Origin of the sequence: Leptospira andrefontaineae, assembly GCF_004770105.1 — a bacterium.
In the GTDB taxonomy this organism is placed as follows: Bacteria; Spirochaetota; Leptospiria; order Leptospirales; family Leptospiraceae; genus Leptospira_B; species Leptospira_B andrefontaineae.
The window spans coordinates 499913-515635 of sequence record NZ_RQEY01000005.1; the positions used below are offsets into that span (position 1 = coordinate 499913).

Below are 15723 nucleotides of genomic sequence, written 5' to 3' on the forward strand. Positions count from 1 at the left end.
TCCATACAAATTTCTTACGTTAGTTCCCCATATTTTATTGTTCATTCCGATTAAGCTCATTTTAACCACCTAACATACAAATATGACTTTTGCTAATTGTTCCTCAGAGAAAGAGAAAGGTGCATAACTGCATCTGTTTTCAGATGAACGGAAAAATAAATGAAACTAGCGAAAACGAAAATTTAGCAAAACAGGAAATCGGATGAGAATATCTAAACTTTTTCAAATTCTAATCATCAGTTCATTAATTGTAACGAATATTGTAAGCTGTGATGGGAACAAAGATGGGAACGACAAGAGCATCATTGCTCTACTTGCTGCGAACTCGTTCGCGAGCCTTCCAGAACCGGACGTGGATACGGTCACTATGATCGTAGGTGGGAACAATTTTGTCCTGACAGACAAATTGGACTGTAAGGAAGGAGCAACGGGAATTGGATTTCTTACGAACGATGCGGATCAAATGCCTACATTATTTATCCATAATGTGGATTTTTCCGTAAATTTCGGAGTGAATGTGACTGGAGGAGCTGGTCCTTTTCATGTGGATATTGATACTGCTTCTGGAACGTATTTTCCGACCACTACTTGCCCTGCGAGTATCATGGAAAATTCTCTTACAACCTATGATTTACAGGTCATAAATTGTGGAGTATCTCCTTTTGGAGGTGGAGCTACGAATACTGTATCCTTTCGGGTCCGTTGTACGAAAGATTAAAATTTAACGTGCAGGGACTAAAATTCTACAAACTCTGCGGTTTTACTTACGAACTAGGTCCTTAATCGAATCTAAAGTCGGTGAAACCCAATCTTCTAAGAGAGGTTCTCTTTTGAGAGCCTCTTTTTTGAATAAAAGATCTTTGTTAGCAAGTGATATCTCACTCGCTTCGTTGATCTTACGTGCAGTTTCTATTGCTTTCCAATAATTTTGTAAAGCCTGTGCGGTATAATTTTCAGATTCTTGAACGTTTGCTTTTTTAGAAAGGGTTTCGTAACAAGCGCCAATATTATTGTAAGCAGCAGTCAGAGTTTGATACACTTCTTGGTGATATGGATCTTCCGTTTTAGGAGAACTCATTTGAGGGAGTTTTTCTTCCATATCGTCTTTTACTCTTAGGAAATATCCAAGAGCAGTTTTTGTCTGACCCGTATAGAAGAATGCGTTTCCTTTTGCCATGAGAAGGGTAGGATTATAATATTCGTCCTTATCTTCAAAGCCTGTCCAATCCGCCAAAGACTTGTCGAAGTCTGAGTCCATATACTCCACCCAGCCTTTGAAAAATTTCATTTCTCTTAGCATGGAGCCGGGGAGTTCTCTTCTCCATTTACGGATTAGATCAAACTTAGGTTCTTCAGAATCCACTTTTGCAAATTCTTGGAGTGAATTTCTAAGTTCGTTCCTACGATTTCTCTTTTCTTCTTCTTCTTTTAAGACAGAAAGACTTTTTCCGTCAGATTCCGAACGGGAACGGAATGGATAAATTTTTCTTCCAGGGAATTCTTTTAGAGAATCTTTGTCTGAAAGTCCTGCAGATAATAAATATCTGATCTTTCCTAGATCGAAATGAATACGAGCAGGATTTCCCTCGAATAAGGTTTCGTCCTCATCTTTTGAGCCGAACCAACGCTCGCTGTTTTCATAACGAGATTCCGCTTCTTTCAAAAGATCTTTTGCTTCTTCAAAATTTCCTACACGGATAGAATGTTCCGCAAGTTCTAAAACTGCTAACCAATGTTTTGGATCTAAAGTTGCCGCTTTTTCGAAGAACCTTCTGGCATTGCTATTTTCCTTTTGAGAGAGGTAATATTGTCCGCGTTGGTAATAACCTTCTGCGTAATCTTTTCCTTCTATCTCAACCCCAGTCCTTTCGTCTTCCATGGACTTTCTGTAGATAGTATCTAAAAGTCGGATTGCACTTTCTTCTATTTCTATCCCAGAAACTTGGTCTACTGGATTAATATTATATTTAATCCTAAGTTCTTCCGGATCGATAGCAGCATAAAAAGATGCAAGTTTTGCCAAAGTGTAGAAGGGGAGTTCCGACTCCATATCCAGATTATTCCTAAGCAAGCGGTGGTGGTTTAAAACGAATTGAGGATCCCCACTTTCTTTCCACATTTCCAAATAAGTGGAAACAAGACCCGCTTGGCCAGGGATACTTTTTGGATTTGCTTCTACAATTCGATTATAGAAGGACGCTGCTTTTCCGAATTCTCTTCTATTATAATATATTTTAGCGATACCCGCGGTAGAATCCTCATCATAAGGACTTTCTCCGTCAGTGAATACCTTGGAATAATAATCAACAGCTAATGCGTCGTTTTTATATCTTCCTTTTTTACCTTCAGCCGGCTCAGCGAAATCAGGCATGATCTGAGAATGGAACCAACCTAGGTTTCTGTAGGTTTGATTATCATGAGTTCTTTCTTTCAGCCTCATTGCGAGGAATGCACCGGCGATTAATACTTTTCTTGGGGTCTTTTCTTGGTCTAAAAGGAATTTTATCCCTTCTTTCCCTTGGTTTACACCCGCGCTGGTTTTTAATTTTTTATCATTCCAGGATTCTCCTTGGGCCAATCGAACCATAGGAGATTGTTCTCTTTTATTCCAAGAATCTAATGTTCCCATTCCAAGATCCGGCTCTATCTTACCGAATAATTTTTGGAAGGAAAGTTCGTATTCTCCCGCTCGGCTATATTCCACACCGTACAGGTTCATGTATTTAAGATTATAAGGATCAATATCGAATCCTTTATCATAAGAATCTTCAATACTGATCAGATATTTTTTTCTATCTTCTTCGCCTAAAGTTCCTGCGAATCTTTTGGCTCCTAACTCGCGTATCTGTTCTAGACCCGCTTCATAATTCTGAGCAGCTTGCCTAGGAAGAATGATATGTTTGTAAGTGAAATAACTTCCAAATCCGATCAGTAACGCAGCAGCAGCCGCGAAGAATGTCCTACGGATCTTCTTCCTTCTTTCTAATACACCTTCTCTTGTATAGATCGGGTCGGAAGAAATAATAGGGACACCATCTGCAGAATAAGCGCCACTTCTATCCGTAAGAGCAACTGTGACTCCTAGTGCGGATGATAAGAATGCAGCAATATCCTCAGGGCTACTTTCTATTTTAATAAGTTCTAATAGATCTCTTTGGGCCTTTTTAGAGAGACGATCTTGGACGATCGATTCAATGACAGTTCTACGTAGAAGTGGAGGATAACGAAGTATTTCTCTTTGGATGATCGCGAGTTCTTCGTCTGTGAGGGACTTATCTATTTCGTCCTTATCTTCTCCGCCCAAAGAACGTAAGTCTTCTTCGAACGCGGCTCCTCCCAAATCTTCGTCACCAGAATCTGAATCCAGGTCAGGTGAGAAACTTGTAAAATCTGAAGATTCCGGGACAGATTCCATTTCCATTTGGGAAGCAGGTTCTGCCGCAAAATCAGCAAATGGATCGGATTCCGGAATGGAAGTTGCGCTGGAAAGATCCGAGAATGGATCATGATCGCCACCTGAAACAGGTGCGAAGTCTGCAAAAGGGTCTGAATCTGTAGGAGCTTCGGCAAAATCATTTCCGCCAAAGTCCCCAGAGTCGGAAGGTTCCGAATCGAAACCTCCTAAGTCCCCGAAATCTGAATCACCGGATGTAGGGGAGGCGCCGAACGGGTCGCCTTCTTCTAAGCCGAATTCGTCTCCAGGAGAGTCTTCCATTCCAGAAGCATCAAATGCTGCAAATGGATCATCGCCACCTGAAGAAGAAGGAGCGTCAAAATCTTCTAGACCGGAACCTCCAGCTTCTTCTCCACCCATTCCTGCGAACGGATCATCTGAAGAATCTGAAGTTCCAGCTCCGAAATCATCCATTCCAAGATCAGAATCCGCAAATGGATCCGCACTCGGAGTAGAGCCTAAGTCTTCGTTAGGAGAAGTTTCGAAAGGAGTATCAAGGTCGGGAGTAGAATCAAATCCACCGAATGGATCTTCTTCACTTGTAGGAGCTCCGAAATCTTCCAGCTCCGCAGAAGGTTCTTCTGGTTCTGAGGGTGCCCCGAAATCATCTAGGCCTGAGTCCGCAAATGGGTCAGATTCTGGCTCTGGAGTTGCAAAATCGCCGAAATCGTCGGATGCTGTAGGAGCTTCGTCAAATCCTCCAAAAGGATCATCTTCTCCCGCATCAGCGCTCGGTTCGCCCCCTTGAGAAGGCTCAGTTAATAATTCATCAAGATCGATATCATCTTCATCAGAGAAGGATAATGGCTTTGGCTTTTGGATAGGTGTAGGAGCTTCGTCATCGTCGCCTAGATCGAAACTTTCTTCGGATCCTTCTTCCGGTTGGTCCTCATCATCGTCCCCGATAGATATAGGAACGCCGTATCCCATCTTCTCGCGGAACGAGGAAAGCATAGGATTCAAATCTTCGGAGGATTCCGGATTCTTGTTCAACGGATCCAAGATGGAGCGGATCTGATCCAGTTCCTGTTCTGAATAATCAGCCATAAAGTCCTTCCAATAGTATCGGCTGGTCTCGGAAAGAGCAAAGATTTTTTCCTTATGTCGGATCTAGGACAGGCCCCGGAAATACGCTTAGGGTTTCCGGGAAAACCTACGACAATCGGTTTATGGTGCATAAAGCCAAGGCGGTTGCCTTACTTACCTTGATATTGACCTTCGCCCTTGCTGCGGAAGAGGCGGAAGACTGGATCGGAGCCTTCCGGTCCGTGGATTATGAGGAAGGGGAAGAAGCTCTTCCGGAGGAAAAAATTTATTATTTCTGGCAATTGGAAAATTTGAGAAAGGCTGTCCCGCCTAGATTCATCCGATTCGTGGATACATTCGCCGCTTTGAAGACTGGAAAACTATTAAACCGCGGAGTTTTGTTCAGTTACGAGGGTCTTGCAAACGACGAGGTAAGCGTTTGTGGAGAATTCAGTCATTGGCAATGTGTTTCCTTACAGAAGAATGATAAGGGAATTTTTTATGGAGTAGTGGACATTCATGGAGACCAACTCTATGAGCCGAAACCTGCTTATGAATATAAGTTTAAGGTGGATGGTATCTTCACACATGATCCTGAAAACCCGGACACTGTAGAAGATGGAGAAGGTTCCTTAGTATCCAGGATCGCATTCAGGGAAGGTGGACCCAATAAACAAACAAGCACCAGGGTCTTGGAAGATTCTCCTTATGAAGAAAAAGAATTTAGAACCGTAGAATTCAGAATTTATCAACCCCAAGCGGAATCAGTAAGTCTGATCGGAGATTTTAATCACTGGGATCCAGAGTCCGATTTTTTGATCAAAGAAAGGAATGGAACCTTCAGGGTTGTGAAGAAGTTAAAACCTGGTGAATATCAATACAATTTCTTAGTAGATGGAAAGATCGTAGTGGATACTTATAATCCTCTTACAGTGTTAAGAGAAGACACAGGTGAGATATCTTCCGCATTATTAGTTCCTACCAGAACCGGAGTTTTGGAAAGAAAGAAGATTGACCCCTAAGGCATAAAACGGATTCTTTAGATCCGTTCTATGGAAAAGTTACGTCTCTCCGTATATTTTGTGATTGGGATCATAATCATCCTGATCGTATTTACCCTTTTAAAAAGTTGGTTTGTATACGACCGAGGGATTGAACTCGCAAAACATCCATCTAACAGCATACAGACTGTATATGTGGAACCGGATGATGATCTGGTAGAACATTCTTCTGTAGTTTGGGGAAAATTTTTATACTATCCACTTGGCCTAAACAGGGACAGAGAAAATTTCGGTCCTCGTAAGACGCTAAATCATGCCCAAAACCTTGTATTTGTAGATCTTCAAACAGGAAGAAATCGTAAGGTATTCAATAAGAGCGTATATATCTGGGATTATTTTTACGGAGCAGAACCGGAAAAACCGAGTTCAGATTCGGAAACTGGGGAAGTCTCTGATGATGTTTTCTCAGGCTTAAAAACCGGAAAAAGATTTGTGATCGTTGGAATGCCGGAAGATACTAATAAAGACGGGTATCTAAACCAAAAGGATTCTAAGAAGGTTTTTGTATACGATCCAAACTCTGATGAACTTTTGCCGATTCTTCCCAAAAAATTCTATTTGGAAAAGATCCTGCCGGATACTCCGGAAAACAAATTAGTAATGATCGTAAAAAGGGAAGAAGAGTCCAGCCCCAATAAAAAGAAGCCGAACCTTCCTACATTATATATTTATGATACTCTTCAAAAAAGAGGTCAGATGATAGAGCGCCCTTAGGCGCAATCACTGTAGTGTTACTCTTCCTGAGCTTCTAACCATCTTTCCGCTTCAAGAGCTGCCATACATCCGGAACCGGCAGCGGTGATCGCTTGTCTATAAGTTTTGTCCTGAACATCTCCTGCAGCAAACACACCTTCTACACTTGTGCGAGTTGTGCCCGGAACAGTTTTGATATAACCTGTTTCATCCAAATCCAATTGGCCTTCGAAAATTTCAGTATTCGGTTTATGACCGATCGCGTAAAACAAACCACCTACAGCTAATTCTTTCGTTTTTCCCGTAGTTAATTCTTTCACAGAAAGGGAAGTGAGTTGGTTCCCATTTCCTTGAGCGCCTTCTACCGCAGTATTCCAAATAATTTCTATCTTAGGATGAGTAGTTGCTCTTTTTTGCATGATCTTAGAAGCTCTTAAAGAATCTCTTCTGTGGATCAAATAGACTTTGGATGCAAACTTGGTCAGGTGAGCCGCTTCTTCTACTGCGGAATCTCCTCCACCTACAACAGCCAATTCCTTGTTTCTGTAAATTGGAAGTGCACCGTCACAAACCGCACATGCAGAAATTCCTTTTTGCCAGTAAGAATCCTCACCAGGGATAAACATTCTTTTTGCAGTGGCTCCGGTTGCGATGATCACAGTCTCGGCTTCAATCAACTCGTCGTCTGACCAAATGCGGAAAGGTCTTTTAGAGAAGTCCACTTTGGTGATTGTTTGGGTAATAATTTTAGTGCCGTATTTTTCGGACTGAGCACGGAACAAATTAGTAAGTTGGGTTCCATCGATCCCTTCCGGAAAGCCTGGGAAATTCTCCACCTCGGTGGTGGTTGTGAGTTGTCCGCCTGCAGCGATTCCCCCTGCCATAAATCCCTCGTACATAACTGGGTTCAAATTCGCTCTAGCTGCGTAAATTGCTGCCGTATGACCCGCAGGACCGGATCCAATGATGACTACTTTATGGGGCATCTCATTTCCTCTAATGATTTAGAATGATTCTAAATTGATTTTATTTTTAGACTGGGGAATTGTAAAGTAGATCTTTTTTTTCCAGAAGAAAGAGTCGGAATTCCAACAGTCCCTTTCCTAGATGAATTGTCTTGTCATCCGGGTAGGAATCCAAATGCTATCCAGTATTCATGGATTTCGCCAAAAAATCGTTTTTCGGCCTAGTTTTTTTGATCTTAATCTTTCTCGGAACCGAAGCCGGTTTGGTTCTATTACGCAGTCCTTCTCTCCAATACTATAGGGATCTCAAACTCATCCACAGTTTTCATCCGGATTATTACGTGGCTTTGGAGCCTGGCCAATCTAAGTATGTCAGCCATTTCGCAGGGAAATGGGAGGGCCAGTTCAGCATCAACTCTCTCGGCCTCAGAGGAAAAGAAGAACCCATCCCAGGAAAGCCGAAACTTCTCTGCTTAGGAGATAGTTTGGTAATGGGATTCGGAGTAGGTGACTCCGATACATTCTGCCAACTTTTGGACGGAATCGAATTAAAGGGAGAAGTTAGACAGGCATTAAACCTAGGAGTAGACGCCTACGGATCCAGAGGTTCTTATTACAGACTCAAAGATATTTCAGCGAAATTGGACAATGTAAAAGAAGTGTTATTCTTTATTTCTCCGAATGATTTCGATATGCCGGAAGCTCTTGCTAAAAAGGGAATTTTGCCTGACGACCAAACGGATGCAATCAGGGAGAAAGACCCGAACTATGCCAGAAATTTTAAATTACAATTTATTTTAACAAGAATTTCTTATACACTTCAAGCGCTTAAACTCGCTTACGAACAGATACAAGTTACATTTGCAGTTACTAAACTTTCAGTATGCAAGGAGCTTGACTCGGTCGGATTCTATAGATGCCGCTTATTGGACGGAGACGAAGTTTCTGCCGAACCTAAAAAGGCTTCCGGAAATATAATTTCTTATTTTGAATCTTCCTTTTTCAGACAGGTTAAAAAACCTAATTGTGATTCTGATATTACACCAACTTCTGCAGTATTCGGAGCGATGTGCCCCGAACCGGTTCCTTCTCACGTGACTTGTGCGAATTCGGTTCCTTCTTTCGAAACTCTTCCTGTTCTACCTGAACTCACACAAGAATATTACCAAAAGATGATAGATCTTGCAAAGGAAAGAGGATTTAAACTGGTTCCAGTCATTCTTCCTATCCAAATAGAAGAGATCTATTGTTATAATAATGGAAAATACCATCCTTTAGAAAACTACGCGACCCGAGCATCCGCATTTTTCGAAAAACGAGGAGTGAAAGTTTTACGTTTCAAAAAAGAAACAGGATCAATGTGCGGTTTTGATCAGAACGGCAAAAAATTCGGAATATTAGATCATTATATTCCGGAAGATGGGCATTTTACTAAAAGAGGAAATATTTGGGCGGCGGATTCTCTCAAGGCCAAATTGAAGGAGACCGATCTTGCTCTTTAATTCCCTTCATTATTTATTTTTCGCACCAATCGTTATTATAGTTTATTTTCTGGTACCTTCCAGATTCCAAAAACTTTGGCTATTAGTTACAAGCTTATATTTTTACGCAGTTTTTAGGGTTCCATTCATCCTATTACTTATCTATTCCATCGCAATCACCTATTTCTGTACACTTTGGATGGATAAGTCGGAATCCAGATTTGGAAAATTATTTTTCCTGAATATAGCCATCTGGGGAAACCTATCTTTACTTTACTTCTTTAAGTATCTGGATTTCTCTTTTGCTGTTTGGAATACGATCCTCGGACTTGTTCCTTGCGAGCCATATTATGCGTATCCTTCGGGAATTTTGCTTCCGATGGGAATTTCATTCTTCACACTGCAGGCGATTGCATACGCGGTGGATGTATATCATAAAAAAGTGAAACGCGCGGAAAGCCTATTTCAGTTCGGATTATTCTTAAGTTTCTTTCCACAATTGGTGGCGGGGCCGATCATCCGCGCCCAGGACATGCTTCACCAATTTCTGGATACATATACATTCAAAAAAGAAAATCTACTGCCAGGGATCAGACAACTCGCTTGGGGGCTTTTCAAAAAAACATTTGTAGCCGATCCGATTGCAGCAGTTATCGATCCGGTATTTGCGGACCCGCTTCATTACGGTTGGTTCTCTTTAGCGGTCACAGGTTCCTTATACATCATCCAAATGTATTGCGACTTTTCCGGATATTCGGATGTAGCTATCGGAACCGGAAGGATCATGGGATTTCATATCCCTGTAAACTTCAGACAACCATTCCTTTCGGAAACAGTTTCAGAGTTTTGGAGACGTTGGCATATTTCATTCAGCTCTTGGTTGAAAGAATATGTTTATATCTTCTTAGGTGGAAATAAAAAAGGGATCTCCAGGACTTATCTAAACCTATTCCTTACTACATTCGTAAGTGGGATCTGGCATGGAGCGGATTGGAATTTCGTAGTTTGGGGATTTGTTCATGCAAGTTTAATGGTGATCGAAAGATTCGCATTTTCTTTTGAGCGTATCAAAAACTATTGGGATAAGATCCCAAGTACTATCAAAGTAGCATATCCATTTACCATCTTCGGGATTTCTATGTATTTCTTCCGAGCAAGACCTGTAGAAGGTATCGGAAATAGTGTCCAAGTAGGTTGGGCAATGGTAAGCAGAATGTTCTCCGGAGTCGAAGGGGATTTCTTGCCGGTACCATTATCCGTTCTTTCTACGGTGTTTATATTGATGCTCGGAGACTATCTGATGGAAAAAGAAACTCCTTGGGCCAAAAAACTTTTCGAAAATCGAATCTGGGTCTATGGGATTTCCGGCATTCTGATCTCTATTTGTTTTATCTTATATAGTGTGACGGTAAGCGCTCCTTTCTTGTATTTTCAGTTCTAGCATTCATTTCGCACAGAGATCACGGAGTGCACTGAGGGGTTATCTTGTAGGACCTTTTTGGCGAGCTATTTACCCTCCGTGTTCTCTGTGAGCTCCGTGCGAAAATGAAAATGTTCTAATACCTTTTTGATTCACGCAAAGGCGCTAAGATCGCGAAGGAGTATTTAACGAATATTTTTTCCTAATTCCTGCGCTATAAAACGATATAATGTAGGATTTGGATGTCCGTCTTTCGGAAGAAAGATCTCTTTGCTATTCTTCCGCCAGAAATCATAAATCGGTTGTTGGAGGTCCAACAAGGAAATTCCGGAATCTATCGCGATCTGTCGGACTTCCTTCACCAGGGCAGAATCCACCACGGGCTCGTATTTTTCATTCGGCTCTGGAAGAAATACCAGAATGAGTGGGATCTTCTTCTCTTTTACAAATTCAAATAAAGAAATTGCCGCTTTTCTATGTGGATGATCTGGACCTAAAACGGAACCGCTTGAAGGAATTACTAAATTATCTGCGGATTCAGGCTTGTACTTTTCATAAACAATTTTGAATGTATTGAATACAGCGCTAAATATAGAAAGAACATAGGAAACTCGGACTAGGATCCTTTTTTTAACAGAATTTTGTAATTCTAGTTCTCTGTAAGAATCCGTAAAATCGGATATATGATAGATCCAATACGCGGCCTTAGGCGGGGAAGAATCCTTTAAAACTTCTATTAGTCTTTCTTGGATCCCGAAACTCCCTAGTGCATCCACTCCCAAATTTCTAACTTTTATCTGGGAATTCCTTTGCTCTAAAATCGAATCCAAAGTCCAAGGAAGACTTTCCTGGTCGCTAACCAAGTATCCTAAGGCAACAGAATCCCCCAAAACCCAAATTTCCGGTATGCCCTTGTTGTAGGAGTTCCAACTAGCGCGATCAGAGATGGTTGCATTAACCGCAGAGGTAATCCTTTCTCCTCTAAAATCCGTAGAAACATGGTATTGAATATTCTTTTCTGGATGATAAAGGTCCAAACTTTGGTTTGGACAAAGCCTCATCCAAGGAATGGAAAGTAAATTTCCCGAAGTTTGGAGGCAATGTAGTTTTTTATCATCTAATCTGAATTGAACGGAAGGGAAGTACGGAAGTCTAAGTGCAACTTCTAAAAGGAAAAATAGAAAAATCGAATATAATAAAAACTGAAATCGGATCTTTCGAGCGTAGGTGACCTCTCTCATTTGCCTTGGATTTCCTCATAGAGTTTTTTTCCACAAAGTGCAAAGAGCCTCTTTGAAGCAGGGTTGGATTCAGGGATACGGTTTTCTACAAAACGCTTTCTTTCAGAAACATTCTTTTTGGAATCTAAGATACAGGAGCTTAAAAACTTGGCGAGACTCTCTCTATCCTTGTCCCAACTTTCCGAAAATCCTCTCAAAACAGTTTCAGTCTCGTCTTTCGAGCCTGCTAATAAATAAATTTCCAAAAGATATAGAAGTATCTCAGGATTTTTAGGATCCTTTTTGAGAGCTTTTTCTAAATAGAGTGCAGCGGATCCGGGTGCTTCTCCGCTTTCTGCTAAAAGAATTCCTAAATTTTTATTCGCTGTAAAATTTTCAGGATTTTCTCTAAGTGCTAAATCGTAATAATATAATGCCTCTGCAGTGTTGCCTTGTGCTTCTTTTTCTCTCGCTTTGCTTGCTAGTTCCCCTGAGGAATCACAATTCAAAGCAATTTGGGACATAAGCAAAATTATGGCGTATCGGAACTTCTGTCTCATTTCCATAGTTTTTTTCCCTTAGGGGATAAGAAAAAGGGCAGTTTTTTGTTATGTCAGCCCGTCGAATTTGTACAATTTACGGGCCTCCTCGTGCCGCAATCTTAAAAAAGTTTCAATCTCGAGGGAGAATTTGTCCGAAGGATTTAGTACTGTAATAATCGGAAGCGGGACTAAGAAAGTGACATCTTCTCATAAGAATCTACTCCAAAATTTTCAAGAATACCTCTCGGTTGAGAAGGGTCTGAGCGACAATTCCATTTACTCGTATGGATACGACCTTAACAAGTTTAAGAACTTCCTCGAGAAGGAACATCTTGACTTCCTTGAAGTCCAAGCGAACGACATAGTTCGTTTCTTGAACGAAGAAAGGAATCGTAAAATTTCCGCAAAGACAATCGCTCGCGAAGTGGTTGCCATCCGCCAATTTTATAAATTTCTAAAAGACGAAAAGAAGCTGGATTCGAATCCAACGGAGAAGATTGAAACTCCTGAGGTGATGAGATCCATTCCCGATTATCTGACACAAGAAGAGATCGAGGAATTGTTCAATGTGATCAAAGAGGATAATCTCTACGAACTCAGAGACAAATGTATTTTCGAACTTCTGTATTCTTCCGGACTTAGGATCTCCGAAGCATGCAACCTAAGACTAACTGATATGGATATGTCGGGAATGACCCTGACTGTAGAAGGTAAAGGCGGACGCCAAAGACTAGTTCCATTCGGTGAGAAATCTTTGGATATTCTAAATCGTTACTTAAAACAAAGCAGACCTTATATTCTGAAAAACAGAAATTGCGATTATCTGTTTGTTTCCAAAAAAGGATCTTTCATCAATAGGAAATCCGTTTGGAGACTTCTGAACCATTATATCAAAAGAACAAGCATCAAGAAAAAAGTGACTCCTCACACTCTGAGACACTCTTTCGCGACCCACTTGTTGGAAAACCACGCGGATCTAAAATCGGTTCAGGAACTTTTGGGGCATATCGATATTTCGACTACCCAGATCTACACTCATATGGCGAATAAAACTCTGAAGGAAGTTCATAAGAAATTCCATCCTAGAGGATAATTTCACCGGACCTAATTTTGGCCGAGATCAAAAAAACCGACTATTCGAATCAATTTCGGATACAAGTTCCTTCCCATCCGCGTTACGTGACCGTAGCGCGGAATTTCGTTTATAACCTAGCAAGAGAATCCGGATTTTCACTCTACGATGCTGCCGATCTGAAATTGGCAGTGGGGGAATGTCTTTTAAATGTGATCAAACACGCTTATCTTGGAAAAACGAATTATCCGATCTTTTTAGAAGTGACGGTTCTCGAAAATCGTATGGAGGTCCGGATCAGGGATTTCGGAGTTCAAAAAAATATTTCCGAGATCAGAGGATACGATCCCGGAGATTATAGAGAAGAAGGGATCGGCCTCTATCTGGTCAGAAAACTAACGGATCATTTTTATATAGACCAGTCCGGAAAAGGGAATCGTCTGATTCTCACAAAAATGAAATAATTAAAAAAGAACGGCTTGCAGAATAATAGAATTGTCCGTCTATTCTGTATAATCCGAGCATATGTTTTCAGTGATCCAAATGAAATTCATCTCTATACTAGTATTTTCGATCTTTATTCTTTCCTGCAGAAAGGGACCTTCTTTATCTAAAGAAGAAGTGAAGGAACTAAGCCAAAACTATATTAAAGAGTTATGTAAAAAGAATTTAGAATGTTCCGCTCAATACCTGGAATCACTTCCTTCCGGAGAACAGAGCGCGGCCAGGTCGGGATTTTCTTCGTTAGACCAATGTATGGCCGAACAAAGTAACCAATCCATTCTCCCTGACGATTATGAGAAAGTAACCGACCAACAGATTGGAAAAGTAAAACGTTGTATGGACGATCTTCTAAAAACTCCTTGTTCGGAAATGGAACAAGCCGGCGGGATCCCTTCTTGCCGGGAATTATTTCCTGACGGGAACTGAGATTTAATTTTAAATGAATTAAATTACCTTTAGTGTAAAACCGCTTGAACGGTTAAAATTTTCTAATCTAGCGAAGATTCAGATTCTGAAGGTTCTTCCTGTAAAAGTCCAAGTCGTTTTGGTTTTACTTTAGAATGAGCGATTTGTCCATCTCCTCCTAAGTATAAAAAAGAAGGACCTGGGATTTCTTTTAGTTTTACGCTAAACTTTTTGTTTCTGCCCAAGTTAGCTTCTACACCTGGGAAAATTTCTCTTTCTACTTCTATGAATGAATTTTTATCAGGATCGAAGGATAAAATTGCAGATTGTTCCTGAGCAAATAAGTTTTCCAGGATGGAGCTGTACTTTTGGCGAATTGCTTGTAGTTTAGGTAAGCTGTCTTTTTCTTCCGGGCTTAAACTTCTTCTTTGGGAATCGTCGCTTAGTTTTTGGATACTAGTATCTACTTTTTTTAATATATCCTGATTTTTGCGGATTTCTGATTTTAGATCCTCTAATTCTGAAAGAAGTTCCGGAGGCATTCCGCAACTAAGTACTGTTCTGGTCTCTACTATTGCTCCGAGTTTGGTGCAGGTGATCATTTTGCCTGCAACACATTGGCCTCCGATGATTTCTCCTCTTCCACCTCTGACAACTACGGATTCTCCCGCTATTAATTCCGAGTGCATCGCAGCTTCTTCGATGAAGATTGAATTTTTAGCGATCATCTTTCCTTGTTCTATAAATTTTGCATAAATATCGGAACCCGATTCTATCATTCCGCCGTTTCTTCCCATAAATCCTCCGGAAAGAACGATATCTCCTTTTGCTTTTAGGAAAACTTTGCCTACTGATTTTTTAACTATGATGGAACCATCCGTTTCGAGAGTAAAACCGTCAGCGATTGATTCTTCTACAATGATCGTTCCCGGAAAGTTTATGTTTCCAGTGGAGAAGTCCACATTTTCAAGTAAACAAACCTCATCGACACGAATGACTCCGAAACGATCTACAAGAGGCCGGCCATCTATGAGAGATTGTACTAAATTCCCATCTTCGGAAATTTTAACATTAGGACCTAATTTCCATTCTGCTAATTTACCTTCTTCGAATGGAAGAACTTCTCCTTTTACGTTTTTACCTGGTTTACCGGGAGAAGGAGAAACTTTTTCAGCAAGTTTTTGATTCTTCTTCACACTTTGGATAATCTGAATATTTTTGAAATCTACTCTTCCGAATTCGTCTTCTTCTAGAGTAGGCGTGCCTGGATGTTGGAACAGGATTCGGATATCTCCGTCTTTTCCTGGGATAGGAGATTCTCCTTGGGCGATTAATATTCTTTTTCCGTAATCTTCTGCCTGAGAAAGTTTGACTAATGATTCTTCTATAATTCCAAAAACGATCCCGCCTGTTTGTAGTTGAGAAAGTATTTCGTCCCTAGTTAATAATTTTCCGCCGAATTTTGGCGGATGAAGTATCCCATAGACTGTCATTTTATCTTCTGAAATTTTCAGGTCCAGGCTGGAAGCTTCCGGTTTGCCTGGCCATTTTCCGATCAGATGTGGCTCCGAATCTTTGGACTTTAAGATACGTTTGACTTCTTCTTCAGCGATCCCGGAAATCTTAAAAACTTCTAATCGTTTTAGAATTTCGCGATATTCTACTTCCTTTCCTTTTTTTCCTGCGGGGAAGATGGTGAGATAGGCGAGGCCGTCCAGATTTTCCACCTTGAAAAATCCGTTTTCGTTCTCTTCTAGATCTTTTAATAATGATTCGGTAAAATTGCGGATCGAGTCGCTCATCCTGGGGGGCCGTTGTTGGAGAGTAAGTCCCATCCTATTTTTTACAATCGAAAACCTGTAAAAAGACTTAATGCTTGA

Annotated in this window: 13 protein-coding genes; 8 read left to right on the plus strand and 5 right to left on the minus strand. The window is 40.8% G+C overall.

Annotated elements, in window-relative coordinates:
- The first annotated feature begins 202 nt into the window (after positions 1 to 202).
- Complete coding sequence (locus EHO65_RS04035) at positions 203 to 718, plus strand: hypothetical protein (RefSeq protein ID WP_135772872.1); 516 nt, start codon at positions 203 to 205, stop codon at positions 716 to 718.
- Positions 719 to 760: 42 nt separating this feature from the next.
- Here EHO65_RS04035 and EHO65_RS04040 read toward each other — a convergent pair whose 3' ends face one another.
- Positions 761 to 4501 (minus strand): tetratricopeptide repeat protein, encoded by a 3741-nt coding sequence (locus EHO65_RS04040; protein ID WP_135772873.1) that lies wholly within the window; start codon positions 4499 to 4501, stop codon positions 761 to 763.
- Between the two features lie 122 nt (positions 4502 to 4623).
- Between EHO65_RS04040 and EHO65_RS04045 the strand changes: the two genes are divergently transcribed.
- Together EHO65_RS04045 and EHO65_RS04050 are read left to right on the plus strand one after the other, a co-directional pair.
- Positions 4624 to 5502: an early set domain-containing protein gene (locus tag EHO65_RS04045; protein ID WP_135772874.1), complete on the plus strand. Its 879-nt coding sequence runs from the start codon at positions 4624 to 4626 to the stop codon at positions 5500 to 5502.
- Positions 5503 to 5532: 30 nt separating this feature from the next.
- Complete coding sequence (locus EHO65_RS04050; RefSeq protein ID WP_135772875.1) at positions 5533 to 6255, plus strand: hypothetical protein; 723 nt, start codon at positions 5533 to 5535, stop codon at positions 6253 to 6255.
- 17 nt (positions 6256 to 6272) lie between these two features.
- On the opposite strand, the gene trxB is transcribed toward EHO65_RS04050, so the two are convergent.
- The gene (gene trxB, locus EHO65_RS04055) at positions 6273 to 7220 is read right to left on the minus strand and encodes a thioredoxin-disulfide reductase (protein WP_135772876.1); all 948 of its coding nucleotides are present in this window, start codon (positions 7218 to 7220) and stop codon (positions 6273 to 6275) included.
- Between the two features lie 170 nt (positions 7221 to 7390).
- On the opposite strand from trxB, the gene EHO65_RS04060 reads away from it, so the two are divergent.
- On the plus strand, positions 7391 to 8701 hold the full coding sequence (locus EHO65_RS04060) for an LA_2490 family SGNH/GDSL-type esterase (RefSeq protein ID WP_135772877.1): 1311 nt from the start codon (positions 7391 to 7393) through the stop codon (positions 8699 to 8701).
- Positions 8691 to 10121 (plus strand): MBOAT family O-acyltransferase, encoded by a 1431-nt coding sequence (locus EHO65_RS04065; protein ID WP_135772878.1) that lies wholly within the window; start codon positions 8691 to 8693, stop codon positions 10119 to 10121. The genes EHO65_RS04060 and EHO65_RS04065 overlap by 11 nt, the downstream gene beginning before the upstream one ends.
- A 164-nt stretch (positions 10122 to 10285) precedes the next feature.
- Here EHO65_RS04065 and EHO65_RS04070 read toward each other — a convergent pair whose 3' ends face one another.
- Together EHO65_RS04070 and EHO65_RS04075 are read right to left on the minus strand one after the other, a co-directional pair.
- Positions 10286 to 11341, minus strand: coding sequence for an LA_2486 family SGNH/GDSL-type esterase (locus tag EHO65_RS04070; RefSeq protein WP_135772879.1), 1056 nt, complete (start codon positions 11339 to 11341; stop codon positions 10286 to 10288).
- Positions 11338 to 11886 (minus strand): tetratricopeptide repeat protein, encoded by a 549-nt coding sequence (locus tag EHO65_RS04075; protein WP_135772880.1) that lies wholly within the window; start codon positions 11884 to 11886, stop codon positions 11338 to 11340. The genes EHO65_RS04070 and EHO65_RS04075 overlap by 4 nt, the downstream gene beginning before the upstream one ends.
- A gap of 172 nt (positions 11887 to 12058) precedes the next feature.
- Between EHO65_RS04075 and xerD the strand changes: the two genes are divergently transcribed.
- The 3 genes from xerD to EHO65_RS04090 all read left to right on the plus strand — a co-directional run bounded on the left by xerD (position 12059) and on the right by EHO65_RS04090 (position 13864).
- Complete coding sequence (gene xerD, locus EHO65_RS04080; RefSeq protein ID WP_040507921.1) at positions 12059 to 12955, plus strand: site-specific tyrosine recombinase XerD; 897 nt, start codon at positions 12059 to 12061, stop codon at positions 12953 to 12955.
- Positions 12956 to 12972: 17 nt separating this feature from the next.
- Entirely contained in the window at positions 12973 to 13398 is a 426-nt protein-coding gene (locus EHO65_RS04085) for an ATP-binding protein (protein ID WP_135626253.1), read from the plus strand.
- Positions 13399 to 13459: 61 nt separating this feature from the next.
- Positions 13460 to 13864, plus strand: coding sequence for an LA_2478/LA_2722/LA_4182 family protein (locus EHO65_RS04090; protein WP_135772881.1), 405 nt, complete (start codon positions 13460 to 13462; stop codon positions 13862 to 13864).
- 62 nt (positions 13865 to 13926) lie between these two features.
- On the opposite strand, the gene EHO65_RS04095 is transcribed toward EHO65_RS04090, so the two are convergent.
- Entirely contained in the window at positions 13927 to 15645 is a 1719-nt protein-coding gene (locus EHO65_RS04095; protein WP_135772882.1) for a DUF342 domain-containing protein, read from the minus strand.
- Positions 15646 to 15723 lie beyond the last annotated feature (78 nt).

Coding starts and splice junctions, on each gene's coding strand:
- EHO65_RS04035 (WP_135772872.1), top strand. CDS start 203: ATGAGAATATCTAAACTTTTTCAAATTCTAATCATCAGTTCATTAATT.
- EHO65_RS04040 (WP_135772873.1), bottom strand. CDS start 4,501: ATGGCTGATTATTCAGAACAGGAACTGGATCAGATCCGCTCCATCTTG.
- EHO65_RS04045 (WP_135772874.1), top strand. CDS start 4,624: ATGGTGCATAAAGCCAAGGCGGTTGCCTTACTTACCTTGATATTGACC.
- EHO65_RS04050 (WP_135772875.1), top strand. CDS start 5,533: ATGGAAAAGTTACGTCTCTCCGTATATTTTGTGATTGGGATCATAATC.
- trxB (WP_135772876.1), bottom strand. CDS start 7,220: ATGCCCCATAAAGTAGTCATCATTGGATCCGGTCCTGCGGGTCATACG.
- EHO65_RS04060 (WP_135772877.1), top strand. CDS start 7,391: ATGGATTTCGCCAAAAAATCGTTTTTCGGCCTAGTTTTTTTGATCTTA.
- EHO65_RS04070 (WP_135772879.1), bottom strand. CDS start 11,341: ATGAGAGAGGTCACCTACGCTCGAAAGATCCGATTTCAGTTTTTATTA.
- EHO65_RS04075 (WP_135772880.1), bottom strand. CDS start 11,886: ATGGAAATGAGACAGAAGTTCCGATACGCCATAATTTTGCTTATGTCC.
- EHO65_RS04090 (WP_135772881.1), top strand. CDS start 13,460: ATGTTTTCAGTGATCCAAATGAAATTCATCTCTATACTAGTATTTTCG.
- EHO65_RS04095 (WP_135772882.1), bottom strand. CDS start 15,645: ATGAGCGACTCGATCCGCAATTTTACCGAATCATTATTAAAAGATCTA.